This window comes from Streptomyces sp. NPDC102462 (genome assembly GCF_044765425.1).
Taxonomy (GTDB): Bacteria; Actinomycetota; Actinomycetes; order Streptomycetales; family Streptomycetaceae; genus Streptomyces.
This window is the reverse complement of sequence record NZ_JBIWKB010000061.1, coordinates 40,882-54,480: the sequence shown is the minus strand read 5'-3', so window position 1 is coordinate 54,480 and position 13,599 is coordinate 40,882. Positions and strand designations below refer to the sequence as shown.

The 13,599-nt window shown below is 73.8% G+C and carries 12 protein-coding genes; 7 read left to right on the top strand and 5 right to left on the bottom strand.

Translation table 11 applies throughout. The annotated features are described in order from the left end of the window. The 3 genes from ACIRFL_RS35690 to ACIRFL_RS35680 form a co-directional block, all read left to right on the top strand. Positions 1-305 (top strand): alpha amylase C-terminal domain-containing protein (locus ACIRFL_RS35690; protein WP_404037213.1); only part of this gene is annotated, 305 nt, incomplete at its 5' end. Between the two features lie 66 nt (positions 306-371). After that, entirely contained in the window at positions 372-2,276 is a 1,905-nt protein-coding gene (locus tag ACIRFL_RS35685; protein WP_404037211.1) for an AMP-dependent synthetase/ligase, read from the top strand. Between the two features lie 94 nt (positions 2,277-2,370). Next, on the top strand, positions 2,371-2,805 hold the full coding sequence (locus ACIRFL_RS35680) for an ATP-binding protein (protein WP_404037208.1): 435 nt from the start codon (positions 2,371-2,373) through the stop codon (positions 2,803-2,805). A gap of 33 nt (positions 2,806-2,838) precedes the next feature. On the opposite strand, the gene ACIRFL_RS35675 is transcribed toward ACIRFL_RS35680, so the two are convergent. Continuing rightward, positions 2,839-3,651 carry a methyltransferase domain-containing protein gene (locus ACIRFL_RS35675; RefSeq protein WP_404037205.1) on the bottom strand — a complete coding sequence of 271 codons (813 nt, stop codon included), beginning with the start codon at positions 3,649-3,651 and terminating at the stop codon, positions 2,839-2,841. Between the two features lie 313 nt (positions 3,652-3,964). Between ACIRFL_RS35675 and ACIRFL_RS35670 the strand changes: the two genes are divergently transcribed. Together ACIRFL_RS35670 and ACIRFL_RS35665 are read left to right on the top strand one after the other, a co-directional pair. Further along, on the top strand, positions 3,965-5,347 hold the full coding sequence (locus tag ACIRFL_RS35670) for an NAD(P)/FAD-dependent oxidoreductase (protein ID WP_404037202.1): 1,383 nt from the start codon (positions 3,965-3,967) through the stop codon (positions 5,345-5,347). Between the two features lie 181 nt (positions 5,348-5,528). Then, positions 5,529-7,778, top strand: coding sequence for an FUSC family protein (locus tag ACIRFL_RS35665; protein WP_404037199.1), 2,250 nt, complete (start codon positions 5,529-5,531; stop codon positions 7,776-7,778). A 180-nt stretch (positions 7,779-7,958) separates the two neighbouring features. Here ACIRFL_RS35665 and ACIRFL_RS35660 read toward each other — a convergent pair whose 3' ends face one another. After that, entirely contained in the window at positions 7,959-8,771 is an 813-nt protein-coding gene (locus tag ACIRFL_RS35660; protein ID WP_404037197.1) for a SigB/SigF/SigG family RNA polymerase sigma factor, read from the bottom strand. Between the two features lie 458 nt (positions 8,772-9,229). Here ACIRFL_RS35660 and ACIRFL_RS35655 point away from each other — a divergent pair, with 458 nt between their 5' ends. Next, a complete protein-coding gene (locus ACIRFL_RS35655) occupies positions 9,230-9,685 on the top strand; it encodes a cyclic nucleotide-binding domain-containing protein (protein ID WP_404037194.1) in 456 nt (151 codons plus the stop codon). An 8-nt stretch (positions 9,686-9,693) separates the two neighbouring features. Here the strand turns inward: ACIRFL_RS35655 and ACIRFL_RS35650 are convergent, their stop codons facing one another. Together ACIRFL_RS35650 and ACIRFL_RS35645 are read right to left on the bottom strand one after the other, a co-directional pair. Beyond that, positions 9,694-11,001: an MFS transporter gene (locus ACIRFL_RS35650; protein ID WP_404037191.1), complete on the bottom strand. Its 1,308-nt coding sequence runs from the start codon at positions 10,999-11,001 to the stop codon at positions 9,694-9,696. A gap of 103 nt (positions 11,002-11,104) precedes the next feature. Then, positions 11,105-11,722 (bottom strand): LysE/ArgO family amino acid transporter, encoded by a 618-nt coding sequence (locus ACIRFL_RS35645; RefSeq protein ID WP_404037189.1) that lies wholly within the window; start codon positions 11,720-11,722, stop codon positions 11,105-11,107. Positions 11,723-11,835: 113 nt separating this feature from the next. On the opposite strand from ACIRFL_RS35645, the gene ACIRFL_RS35640 reads away from it, so the two are divergent. After that, positions 11,836-12,741: a LysR family transcriptional regulator ArgP gene (locus tag ACIRFL_RS35640; RefSeq protein ID WP_404037186.1), complete on the top strand. Its 906-nt coding sequence runs from the start codon at positions 11,836-11,838 to the stop codon at positions 12,739-12,741. A 99-nt stretch (positions 12,742-12,840) separates the two neighbouring features. On the opposite strand, the gene ACIRFL_RS35635 is transcribed toward ACIRFL_RS35640, so the two are convergent. Continuing rightward, positions 12,841-13,548: a TetR/AcrR family transcriptional regulator gene (locus tag ACIRFL_RS35635; protein WP_404037183.1), complete on the bottom strand. Its 708-nt coding sequence runs from the start codon at positions 13,546-13,548 to the stop codon at positions 12,841-12,843. Positions 13,549-13,599: the final 51 nt, after the last annotated feature.

Here is a 13,599-nt window from a genome sequence, read left to right as displayed (position 1 = left end):
TCGCCTTCCTGAGATACGACGCGGACGGGACACCCCTGCTGTCGGTCTCCCACTTCTCCCCCGTCGTCCGCCACGACTACCGGCTCGCCGTGCCGAAGGGCGTTCCCGCCTGGCGCGAAGCGCTCAACACCGACAGCGCGCGCTACGGCGGCGGAGATGTCACCGACCGGGGTCTGCTCGTGCCGCAGGACGGGCAGTTGTGTCTCACCCTGCCGCCGCTCGCCACGGTGTGGCTGGTGCCGGCTCCCGCGGACCGATCCGATCAGTTCCCCGATCCGGACCCCAATCGCGCGCGCCTGGGCTAGATTCGAGCACCGTCGACCACAAAGGTGTTCGACGGCGTCACCCTCCGTACATTCCAGGAGCAGCGCATGCGCGACCTCGCCCTCGCGCCAGACCTCGCCCCCGGCCTGACCGGCGGGCTCGCCGACACCGTCTTCGACACCGCGGCCCGCGATCCCACCCTGCCGGTGCTGGCCTGCCGCAGGGACGACGCCCCGGCCGGATGGCGGCAGGTGACGGCCGTCGAACTGCGGGAGGAGGTGGTGGACCTGGCCAAGGGCCTGGTCGCCTGCGGAATCTCCCCGGGCCACCGGGTCGCCGTGATGGCCCGCACCCGCTACGAGTGGACCGTGTTCGGCCACGCCCTGTGGACGGTGGGCGCGGAGATCGTGGCGATCCATCCGCACTCCTCGCGCGAGCAGGTCGAGTGGATCCTGCGGGACGCCGGCTGTGTGGCCGTGCTGGTGGAGGACGAACAGGGCGTCATGACGGTGGGCACCCTGTGCGCGCGGCTGCCACGGCTGCGGCACGTGTGGCAGCTGGACACGGACGCGCTGCCGCAGCTCGTGGAGCGGGGCGCGGCCATCCCGCTGACCACCGTGGAGTCGCTGCGCCGTATCGTGCTGCCGGACTCGACCGCGGTCGTCGCCTACACCTCCGGCACCTCGGGCCGCCCGCTGGGCTGCGCGCTGAGCCACCGCGGTCTGGCGTATCCGTGCGACACGCTGCTCGCGGGCTGGGCGCACACGGCGGCGCCGCCGGGCGAGCAGGCGTCCGTGCTGGCCTTCCTGCCGTTCTCGCACGTGTACGGGCTCATGATCCAGGTGCTGTGCCTGCGCGGCGGCATCCTGCTGGGCCACGAGCCCGAGATGACCGACGCGGCGCTGTCGTCGGCGCTGCGCACCTTCCGGCCCACGTACTTCTACGGGGTGCCGTCGCTGTTCGAGAAGCTGTACAAGAATTTCCTGCGCGCGGCCCAGCAGGCCGGCCGGGGCGCGCTGTTCGAGCGGGCGGCGCGGACGGCGCGGGACTTCGCCGCGGCCGAGGAGCGGCGGCGGCTGGGCACGGGCGCGGGACCCGGGTTCGATCTGCGGCTCCAGCACGCCCTGTACGAGCGGACGGTGTACCGCAGGCTGCGGGCCACGCTGGGCGGCCGGGTGGTCCGCGCCACCTCGGGCGGCTCGTCGCTCAGCCGGGAGCTCTCCCTCTTCTACGAGGGCATCGGCATCTATGTGAACGACGGCTACGGGCTGACCGAGTCGGGCGGCGGGATCACCATGCAGCCGCTGGGCCGGGAGAAGTCGGGCACCGTGGGGCAGCCCCTGCCGGGCACCCGGATCCAGATCGCCGAGGACGGGGAGATCCTGGTGCGCGGCCCGTCGGTGTTCCAGGGCTACGTCAACGACGAGGCGGCGACGCGGGCGGCGGTGCGCGGCGGCTGGCTGGCCACCGGGGACCTCGGGCGGCTGGATTCCGAGGGCCATCTGACCATCACGGGCCGCAAGAAGGACGTCATCATCACCAGCAGCGGCAAGAGCGTGGCACCGGCCGCGCTGGAGCAGCGGCTGCGCATGCATCCCCTCGTCCACCAGGCGGTGGTCGTGGGCGACGACCGGCCGTGTGTGGGCGCCCTGATCACCCTGGACCCGGAATTCCTCGCGCACTGGCGGTCGGCGCCGGCGTTGCAGGGCGACGCGCCCGGCCGGGAAGCGCGGGAGGAGAACGCGCTGCGGGAGGAGATCACGCGGGCCGTGGCCGCCGCCAACAGCGCCGTGTCACGCTCCGAGTCCATCCGGGTGCACCGGGTGCTGCCCACGCCGTTCGACACGTCCAACGGGCTGCTGACGCCGTCGATGAAGCTGCGCCGGGACGCCATCGTCCGGCACTACGCCGCCGAGATCGACGCGATGTACCAGACACGCTCGGACGCCCTGCGGCGGCCGCCGCGGGAGGAACCGGCCGACTGGGACGACTCGGACAGCGTGTTCCGGTGAGGGGAGGCGTAGCCGGGCCGCGCGCGGGAACCCAGCCCAGGGAGAGAAAGAAGGCCGGGACAGCAGTCCGGTTCACACGGCGCTGGGGATGACAATGGCGACCGGACGACGACGGAACAACACACCCCTCTCGGAGGACGCCTTCGACCGCTGGGTCTCCTTCCCGGGCGAGCTGCGCAACGTGACGGGTGCCCGGCTCGCCGCGCAGGGCTTCCTCGGCGACCTCGCTCGCCGGACACCGCCGTCCGCGCCCGAGTACTGGGACGACATCCTGCTGGTGGTCACGGAGCTGGCCGCCAACGCCGTGCAGTACGCGCCGGGGCCGTTCGCCCTCAGGATGCGCCGCACGTTCGACGGTGTGCACATCACGATGCACGACACCAGTACCGTGCGTCCCGAGCCGCGGCCCTTCACCCCGCGCACGGGCGGCGGCGGCGTCGGGTGGCGGCTCGTGGACACGCTGTGCGACCAGGTCAGTGTGGTGGTCACCGACGGCGGCAAGGACATCCACGCCTTCCTGCCCTGGTGAGCGGGCGGGCCGGACCGTGCGCGCGGCACGGCGTCACCCGGGGCGGTGCGCGACCACGCCGAACATCGTCACGGACAGGTGCAGCCCGCCCCGCTCGGCCGCCTCGGCGAGCGTGGCGTAGGCGGCGTCCCGCTGGGCCTCGGTGAGCAGTCCGCGGCGCACCGCCGAATCGCCCAGCATGCCGATGATCGGCCAGGCGACCGACCGGTGGTCCTGGAACAGGGCCGCGCAGCCGCGGTCGTCGACCACGAGGCCGGCCGCGGTGGCCTGGCCGACGAGCCGGCGCCCCGAGTACGGGTTGGCGGCGCCGGTGAGGGCGCCGGAGGCCAGGGCCCGGGTGATCTCCGGGTCTCCGGGGTGCAGGACCGTGGTGGCCCAGTCGGTGTCGAGCAGCGCCACCCGACCGCCGGGGCGCAGCACCCGGGCCATCTCGGCGACCGCCCGGTCCGGCTCGGCGAGGTGCTGCAGGACGCGTTCGCACCAGACCACGTCCACCGAGGCGTCGGGAACGGGCAGGGCCAGCGGGTCGCCGTGCGCGAAGCGGGCCCGGGTGCCGGCGGACCGCTCCTCGGCGACCGCGCGCAGCCCGGGGTCCGGTTCGACGCCGAGGGCATGGCCGTCGGGGCCGACGGCGGCGGCCAGTTCCCGGGTCTGCGAGCCGGTTCCGGCGCCGACGTCCAGCGCCCGCTCGCCGCCCTTGACGGCCAGCGCCTCGTGGGCCCAGGCCCGCAGCCGCCGCACCCCCGGGTTGGCATCCTGCGCGTCGAGCGCGCCGGTCAGGGACACCAGGTCGGCCGCGCCGCCGCCGTGCGTGCGAAAGCCCGGGCCGGGCCGTGTCTGCGCCATGGCGCGCACTCTACGGTCCCCGCGGCCCTCGTGTGGCCCACTCGCGCAGACAGCCGGGCGCCGCCCCGCCCCGGACCGTCGCGGGCGCTGTGGCGGTGGTCCGGCACGGCCGTCGTGCGGCCCATCGGGTGCATGGCGGGCGGCGCGCTGGTTACTCCGCCTCCTGGCGGGGCAGACGGTTGCCCACGCGTTCGAGTGCCTGCCGCTCCCGGTGGCGTAACCACCCGGGGCGCGGTGGGATCGGTGTGGTGCGCAGCGGCGATCCGGTCCGGGGGAACGCGTCGGACCGGCCCCGCCCGGAGCCGCAGAAGGGATGGACACCGTGACACGACCCAGGATCCTGGTGGTGGGCGCCGGCTTCGCCGGTGTGGAGTGCGTTCGCCGCCTGGAGCGGAAGCTGGCCCCCGGCGAGGCCGACGTCACGCTGGTGACGCCGTACTCGTACCAGCTCTATATGCCGCTGCTGCCGCAGGTCGCCTCCGGCGTGCTGACGCCCCAGTCGATCGCGCTCTCGCTGCGCCGCAGCAGGAGGTACCGCACCCGGATCATCCCGGGCGGCGCCATCGGCGTGGATCTGAGGGCCAAGGTGTGCGTCGTCCAGACGATCACCGACAAGGTCGTCGACGAACCGTACGACTACCTCGTGCTCGCCCCGGGCAGTGTGACCCGCACCTTCGACATTCCGGGCCTGACCGACCACGCCTACGGCATGAAGACCCTCGCGGAGGCCGCCTATGTGCGCGACCACGTCATCTCTCAGCTCGACCTCGCCGACGCCAGCGACGACCCCGCCGAACGCGCCGCGCGGCTGCAGTTCGTGGTGGTCGGCGGCGGCTACGCCGGCACCGAGACCGCGGCCTGTCTGCAACGTCTGACGCACGCCGCCCTGCGCCGCTACCCGCGGCTCGACCCGGCCCTGATCAAGTGGCATCTGATCGACATCGCGCCCAGGCTGATGCCGGAGCTGGGCGACAAGCTCGGCCGCAGCGCCCAGGAGATCCTGCGCCGGCGCGGGATCGAGATCTCCCTGGGGGTGTCGATCGCGAAGGCCGCCCCGCGTGAGGTCACCTTCACCGACGGCCGGGTGGTGCCCACCCGGACGCTGATCTGGACGGCCGGGGTCGTCGCCAGCCCGCTGATCTCGACGCTCGGCGCGGACACCGTGCGCGGGCGGCTCGCGGTCACCGCGGAGATGACGCTGCCCGGGCACGACGGGGTGTTCGCGCTGGGCGACGCGGCCGCCGTGCCGGACCAGGCCAAGCCGGAGCAGGGCGCGGTCTGCCCGCCCACCGCGCAGCACGCCATCCGGCAGGGCAAGCGGGTCGCCGACAACGTCATCGCGACGCTGCGCAACCAGCCGCTGCGCCCGTATGTGCATCGTGACCTCGGGCTCGTCGTCGACCTCGGGGGCCGGGACGCCGTCTCCAAGCCGCTGGGCGTCGAACTGCGCGGTCTGCCCGCCCAGGCCGTCGCCCGCGGCTACCACTGGTCGGCGCTGCGCACCAATGTCGCCAAGACCCGGGTCATGACCAACTGGCTGCTCAACGCCATCGGCGGCGACGATTTCGTGCGCACCGGGTTCCAGGCGCGCCGCCCCGCGAAGCTCAAGGACTTCGAGTACACCAACGCGTATCTGACGCCCGACCAGGTGCGGGCGCACGTGGCGGGCCGGGCCCTGGACAGCCCCGCCGACTGAACCGGGCACCCGGCACCCGCCGGGCGCCGGCGGGCGGCCCCCGGAGGCGTCCGGCACCGGGGCCGCATCAGGGTCCGGTAAACAGGCCCGTACCGGGGTCCGGCGCGGTCCGTGGCCGTGCCATGCTGGGTCGCAGATCATGTCGCGGATCACGAGGGAACACGGGAGAGAGCGCGCCGGCGTGAGGACAGCGGAACGGTCGGTGCGGGCGGAGCCCTGGGACCGGCTCGCGGCCTCCGACCCCGGGCTGCTCCGGCTCACCGCGGGGCTGCGCACGGTGACGGCCATCGCCCTGACCCTGCTCGCTCTGGCGCTGCTGCGGGCCGGTGTCACCCATCTGGTGGCCGGGGCCATGGCGGCGATGGTCGCCACCTTCGCCATCCGTGAGAAGCGGCGCGACCGGCAGGCCGTGACGCTGGCGCTGGGCCTGCCCGTGGCGCTGGTCTCCGTGTCGCTCGGCGCGCTGCTGAGCACGAGCGTGGTGATCGGGGACCTGTTCTTCGTGGCGCTCATCTTCTGCGCGGTCTACGGCCGCCGGTTCGGCGACCGGGGCACGGCGCTCGGCCTGATCGGCTTCCAGGTCTACTTCCTCTCCCTCTTCGTGCGCGCGACCGTGCCGTTGCTGCCGGGGCTGTACGGGGCGCTCGTGCTGGCCTTCGGATGCAGCGCGGTGGCCCGGTTCGTGCTGGTGGCGCAGACGCCCGCGGGCATCCTCGACCGGCTGCGCCGGGCCTTCCGGGCCCGGCTCGCCCAGTTGGTCGCGGCCCAGATCGACCTGCTGGACGCCGGCCCCGACGACATGGACAAGGCCCTGGAGGCGGTCCGGGTCAGGACCGCGCGGCTGCACGAGAGCGCGTTGATGATCCAGGGCCGGCTGGCGGACGGCACCTCGGACGAGGCGGTGGCGGGGCTGCTCCAGCGGCGCATCGCGGAGGCCGAGATCGCCGCGGAACGGCTCGGACTGATGCTGCTGACCGCGCGCAGCGCCGAGCGCGCGAACACGCTCACCCTGCATCTGCCGGGCGCGCCGCTGCCCTCGGGCGTCGCACCGCTGGTGCGGGACGAGACGATGACGGCGCTGCGCCGGGATCTTCAGGCGCTGCGCCTGCTGGTGCTGCGGCCGGCCGGCGCGGACCGGGGTACGGCGCTGTCCCGGGTCCGCAACCGGCTGCTCGGCTACCGGGAGGAGGAGAACCTGCCGGACGCGTCGCCCGCCGTGCAGGACGTCTTCCGGGGCCTGGGCGAGGCCGCACGGGCCGTCCTCGGGCTGCGCGTCGCCCTGGAAGGGCCGCAGGACGAGTCCGACGACGCGCCCGCGACGACCCGCTCGCGCGAGGAGCTGGACACGGAGGACGCGGCGATCGGCGGCAGCGAGGAGCGCGCGGCGGACGAGGCGGGGCCCACCGGGCTGCGGCGGCCCACCACGCGCTCGGCCGTGCAGGTGGCCGTGGGATCGGCGCTCGCCATCGCCGGCGGTGAGCTGCTGTCCAGCCAACGCTGGTACTGGGCGGTGCTGACCTGCTGGATCGTGTTCATCAACACCGCGTCGACGGGCGAGATCCTGGTGAAGGGCTACCGGCGGCTGCTGGGCACGGTGCTCGGTGTGGTGGCGGGCATCGGGCTCGCGGGGCTCGTCGGCCACCACACGTGGACGGCGTTCGCGCTGGTCCTGCTGTTCATCTTCGCGATGTTCTACACGGCCCCGCTGTCCTACACGCTGATGTCGTTCTTCGTCACGGCGATGCTGGGGCTGCTGTACACCCTGCTCAACACCTACAGCCTGGCCGTCCTGGTGCTGCGGGTGGAGGAGACGGCGCTGGGCGCGGCCTGCGGGATCATCGCGGCGGCGGTGGTGCTGCCGGTGGCCACGGACCGCCGTACCAACGAACTGCTGGTCACCGTGCTGGACCGGCTGGCGGACGTCACTCGGTCCGCGGTCGACCAGCTGAGCGGGGCACCCCCGGCGGACCTGCTGGACCGGGCGCGCGAGCTGGACCAGGCGCTGGCGGACCTGCGGTCCTCGGCGCAGCCGCTCACCCACCCGATCACGCCGCTGCGGTCGCGCAGGGACACCGCCCGCTATCTGGTGGCGCTGCTGGAGACATGCGCCTACCACGCCCGGTCCCTGGCGGCCACCGCCGTGCTGCTGCCGTCGAAGCCGACGATGGCGGCGGACCCACGGCTGCGCGGAGCGGGCAGCCGGATCGTGCACAACATCGAGGCGATCGCCACGCGGGTCAGGGACGGGCAGACGGCGGCCGAGGTGGAGACCGGCCCGAGCATCGCGTCCCTGTTGCGGCCCGGCACGCCGGCCGCCCCGCGCTACGGGCAGGTGACCGACCGGGTGCTGCGCCACCTGCAACGGCTGGACGAGGCGGTGGTGGGTCTGGCCCGCCCGCTGCGGGTGCCTGTCGCGCGCGACACGAAGTGAGCACACGACGCCGCATGAGTACGGGACGCCACGTGAGCGTGGGGCGCCACGTGAGCGTGGGAAGCCACGTGAGCGTGGGAAGCCACGTGAGCGTGGGAAGCCACGTGAGCGTGGGAAGCCACGTGAGCGTGGGAAGCCAAGGGGACGCGATACGCCAACTGGGCCCGGTGCGGCGGTGGTTCAGTCGGACGCCGGGCCGCCGGTGCCGCGCCGGCCGAGCGCCTCGTCGCGGACGCGGGCGCAACTGCGGCTGATCAGACGCGAGACGTGCATCTGCGAGATGCCGAGGCGGTCGGCGATGCGGCTTTGGGTCATGTCCTCGAAGAAGCGCATGTAGAGGATGGCCCGTTCCCGCTCGGGCAGCCGCCGCAGCCCCTCCTTGGCGGATTCGCGGTCGACGACGACGTCGTACGAGGGGTCGGCCGCGCCGAGGACGTCCGCGAGCGGGTGTCCCCCGCCGTCGGGGGCGGGCTCGGCGTCCAGGGACAGGGTGCTGAAGCTCTCCAGGGCCTCCAGGCCGGCGCCGACCTCCTCTTCCGTGAGGCCGGTGTGGCGGGCGATGTCGGTCACGGAGGGCTCGGTGGCGCCGGGGTGCTGGGTGAGTTCACGACGGGCCAGACGCACCCGGTTGCGCAGGTCCTGCACCCGGCGGGGCACCCGCAGGGCCCACATCCGGTCCCGGAAGTGCCGTTTGATCTCTCCGGTGATGGTGGGCACGGCGTAGCTCTCGAAGGGCCCGCGGGCCGGGTCGTACCGGTCGACGGCCTTGACGAGGCCGAGCGCGGCCACCTGCCGCAGGTCCTCGACGGACTCGCCGCGGTCGCGGAACCGGCCGGCGATCCGGTGGGCCATGGGCAGCCAGGCCGTCACCAGTTCCTCGCGTGCTTCGTCGCGGCTGGGGCCGTCGGCCGACTCGGCGAGCCGGGCGAACAGGGCCGCGGTGTCGGGGGCGTCGTCGTGGGGCCGCTTTCCTTTGGACAGTTGGGTGAGCATGCGGTTATCGCTCCTGGACAGTGGTTTCGGGGAGGGGGTCGTACCGCTCCCGTGGGGCGCGCCTCGGAGCACGACACTCCGTCTGCCCTTGCGCAGGGGGAACAAACACGGACCAAGGCCGCGAGCCGAAGGCCGCGGCCGGCGGGCGGCAGGCCCTGGCCGCGCCGGACCCGGGCCGGACACCGACGCCGGTCACGCGCCCCGGTCCGCGGCGCCCGGGCACACCAGGGGATGGTTTACCGTTCACCCATACCGGGAGAGCGGTCGGCCGCGCCGGCCCCCTCCGGCCACCGGGTGCCGTCCTGGCTGCTCACGCCCCTCCAGCCAGGGCTCTTCTCCGCCCGCCGGGCAGGATCCCGGGCGATGGACCGTCCCCGAGGTGCCCGGGACGGCGGCAGCGGCTGAAATGGGCGTAGGGAGAACTCCGGAAATCCCCGGCCCGCGAGGAGCCCTGCGCCATGACCAAAGCGATAAAACTGCTGACCGCCCTCCCGCAACCGCAGCGCGAACGCCTGATGGAGCTGGCGCGGGAGGTGTCCTTCCCCGAGGACACCAGGATCTTCGAGGCCGGTGGCACGGCCGACCGGTTCTGGGTGATCCGGTCGGGCGCGGTCAACCTCGACCAGCAGGTGACGACCCATCAGCGGGTGACGGTGGCCGGCCTCGGCGCCGGCGACCTGCTCGGCTGGTCGTGGCTCTTCCCGCCGTACACCTGGGACTTCGGCGCCGTCGCGTTCAGCTTCGTACGGGCCTACGAGTACGACGCCTCGGCGGTGCTCGCGCTCAGCGTGGAGGACCCGCTGCTCGGGCTGTCACTGGTGCGGACCGTCGCCGAAATCCTCGCCCACCGCCTGGAGTTGACGCGGAGCAAGCTCATGGAGCAGTACACGCTGCACCGGCGCAGCGCGCTGTAGCGCGCGCCTCAGCCGCGGTAGCGGCGCAGCGCGGGCACCGCCGCGGCCAGGGCCAGCATCACCGCGACCACCAGCAGCCCCCCGCCCACGACGGCCGCGCGCGGCCCGAAGGCGGAGCCGGCCGTGCCGTGCAGCACGTCGGCCAGGCGCGGGCCGCCCGCGACGACCACCGTGAACACCCCCTGCATGCGCCCGCGCATCTCGTCGGTGGCGGCGGACAGCAGGATCGCCCCGCGGAAGACCATGGAGACCATGTCGGCGACGCCCGCGGCGGCGAGGAACGCCAGCGCGATCCACAGGTTGCGGCTCAGCCCGAAGCCCGCGACGGCCACGCCCCAGCCGACCACCGCTGCGATGACCATCCAGCCGTGCCGGCGTGCCCGGGAGAACGTGCCGGAGAACAGCCCGCCGAGCACCGCGCCGACGGGGATCCCGGCGAACAGCACGCCGAGCGCCAGACCTTCGCCGTAGGGGGCGTAGGTCTCCGCGGCCAGTTGCGGGAACAGCGCGCGGGGCATGCCGAACACCATGGCGACGATGTCGGCGAGGAAGGACAGCAACAGCACCTTGTGCAGGGAGATGTAGCGGAAGCCGGCCACGACCTCCCGCAGGCCCGCCCGCCGGGCCGACGCCTTGCCGAGCGGCGGCAGCGCGGGGAGCCGGGCGACCGCCCAGACCGTGACGCACAGCGCCACGGCGTCGATGAGATACAGCTCGGGCAGGCCGACGACCGGGATCAGGGCGCCGGCCAGCAGCGGCCCCGCCACCAGGCCGGTCTGCATCACCGTCGAGCCGAGGGCGTTCGCCGCGGGCAGTTCCTCCGCGGGGACGAGCCGGGCGATGGAGGCGTTGCGCGCCGGGGAGTTGAGGCCGAAGAACGCCTGCTGCACGGCGAGCAGGACCATCAGGACGACCACCGAGTCCATACCGGCGACGGCCTGCGCCCAGAACAGCAGCGAGGTGACCGCGATGCCGATGTTGGTCACCAGCAGCAGTCTGCGGCGGTCCACCGTGTCCGCGACCGCGCCGCCCCACAACGCGAACACCACCATGGGCAGCAGCCCGGCGAGGCTCGCGTAGCCGACCCAGGCGGAGGAGTGCGTGATGTCGTAGATCTGCTTGGGCACGGCGACGGCCGTGAGCTGGCTGCCGACCGCGGTGACGATCGTCGAGGACCACAGCCTGCGGTAGGCGGGGCGGCGCAGGGGCCGGGTGTCCATCGCCCAGCGGCGCCAGCCGCCCGACGGCCGCGCCGCGGGGGCGGAGGTGTCGGGCCGTGCCGCGGCGCTGCCGTCGGTGCTCTCGCTCGTGTCCACGGGCTTCCTGGTTGCTCGTTACATCTTTCGATTCGGGCTTCACTATGGCAGCTCCGACGGTGTCCGCCGGTGCGGGGTGCCCGATCGGCCCGGGATCCTCGGCTCAGGATCCGGTGACGAGCAGCGCGCCGAGCGTGATCATGGTCACCGCGACCAGGCCGTCCAGGACCCGCCAGGCCCGCGGTCCGGCGAGGACCCGGCCGAGCAGCCGGGCGCCGAAGCCCAGCACCGCGAACCAGCACAGGCTGGCCAGGGCAGCGCCGAGACCGAACGTCCAGCGCAGCGGGCCGCGATCGGCGGCCAGCGAGCCGAGCAGGAACACGGTGTCCAGGTAGACGTGCGGATTGAGCCAGGTCAGCGCGAGACAGGTGAGCACCGCCCGCCGCCGTGAGCCCGCCGCCGCGCCCTCGGTGCGCAGTCCCGCGGCGGCCGGCCGCAGGACGCGGCGGGCGGCGAGGGCGCCGTAGCAGAGCAGGAAGCCGCCGCCGATCAGGGCGACCGCCGTCAGCGCCCCTGGCCAGGCGACGACGAGCGCGCCGACGCCGGCGACACCCAGCGCGATGAGCGCCAGGTCGGACAGGGCGCAGATGCCGACGACCGCGAGCACCGCGTCCCGGCGGACGCCCTGGCGCAGGACGAACGCGTTCTGTGCTCCGATGGCGACGATGAGCGAGAGGCCGGTGCCGAATCCGGCGGCAGCGGCGGTCAGGGCGGCGGACATGCCTGTGACGCTAACCATGCGATCACTCGGCGTACAGCTAAAGATTTTTACGTACCCTTAGCGGTTCTGTATGCCGTCCAGCAAGAGAAGAGCGGAGGAGGTGAGCGGCCGCCATGGTGTCTGAGCTGCCCCTGGACCAGGTGCGGACGCTGCTCGCGGTGGTGGACGAGGGCACGTTCGACGCGGCGGCGGCCGCCCTGCATGTGACGCCCTCGGCGGTCAGCCAGCGGGTCAAGGCGCTGGAGCAGCGCACGGGCCGGGTGCTGCTGCGGCGGACCAAACCGGTACGGCCGACGGAGTCCGGCGCTGTGCTGGTGCGGTTCGCCCGGCAACTGGCCCGGCTGGACGGGGACGCGCGGGGCGAGCTGGGGCTCAGCGGGGCCGGTGAGCCCACGCGGGTGTCGGTGGCGGTGAACGCGGACTCGCTCGCCACCTGGTTCCTGCCGGCGCTGCGGCGGGTGCCCGGCGAGCCGCGGCTCTGTTTCGAACTGCGCCGCGAGGACGAGGACCACACGGCGGCGCTGTTGCGGGAGGGGCTGGTGATGGCCGCGGTGACCTCCTCGCCCGACCCGGTGCCGGGCTGTTCGGTGCGTCCCCTCGGGCGGATGCGCTACCTCCCCGTGGCGAGCCCGAAGTTCGCCGCGGAGTATCTGGCGGGGCCGGCGGCACCGGCGCTGGCCGCGGCGCCGGTGGTCGTCTTCGACCGGCGCGACGACTTCCAGGACGACTTCATCCGTGCGCTGGACGCCGGCTTCGGCGCCGCGAGCGCGCACCGGCACTACGTGCCCACCTCCGAGGGGTTCGCCGAGGCGGTCGCCGCGGGGCTCGGCTGGGGCATGGTCCCCGAGGCCCAGGCCGACCCGCTGCTGCGCACCGGCCGCCTGGTCCACCTCGCGCCGGGCCGCTGGGCGGACGTCCCCCTGTACTGGCAGCAGTGGAAACTCGACTCCCCCGCCCTGGCCGCACTGGCCGAAGCGGTGACGGCGACAGCGGCGGAGAGCCTGCGCCACGAAAGCTGAACAGTTCCGTCGCGCCCCCAAGGGGCGCGGGGAACTGCGCGACCAGCCACGATGATGCCGCAGCCGCTCGACGGCCCAGCGCGGCACATCCAGATGCGCTCAGGCGGGGAGGCCGTTCAGGTGGTGGGCCGCGCTGTCCAGCAGCATGTCAAGGGCCACCGGATAGGCGCTGGTGAGCATGCGGGTGGTCAGCAGGGGGGCCGCCTCGGCGATGCGGGGGTGCGTGGTGGCCGGCAGCCGGGCGTAGATGGCACTCCAGGTGGCCTCGTCGGCGCGCTGGGAGTCGCTGGGCAGCGCCAGGGACGCGGCGTCGAGTGCGGCGAAGGCCAGGGTCTGGTCGATGAACGCCTGATAGACCCGGACGGTGTCGGCGACCGGAAAGCCGGCGGTCCGCAGGATGTCCAGGACGGCCTCGTCGGCGGCCAGTTCGTGCGCGCGGCCGGTGACCCGGTTCGCGGTCAGCAGCGCCGCCTGCGGATGGGCCACGTACGCGGCGTGGATGCGCAGACCGAGCGCCCGCAGATCCGCCCGCCACTGCCCGGTCCGCCGCCAGCCGCGCAGCGCACGCCCGATGAGCGCGTCGCCGATGGCCAGGGTGAGATCGTCCATGCCTCGGAAGTAGCGGTACAGGGTGCTCGGATCGCAGTCGAGGGCCAGCCCGAGGCGCCGCGCGGACAGGCCGGCGCTGCCGTGCTCGCGCAGCAGGCGCAGCGCGGTCTCCACGATCAGCCCCTCGGACAGCACGGTGCCGCTCCTGGTGGGGCGACGGCGCCGCCGCTTCTCCTCGGGCACGACACGCTTCGGCACGGCATGCCTTTCGCCGGGGCCCCGGACACGGCGGCCGCTCTTATGCCAACA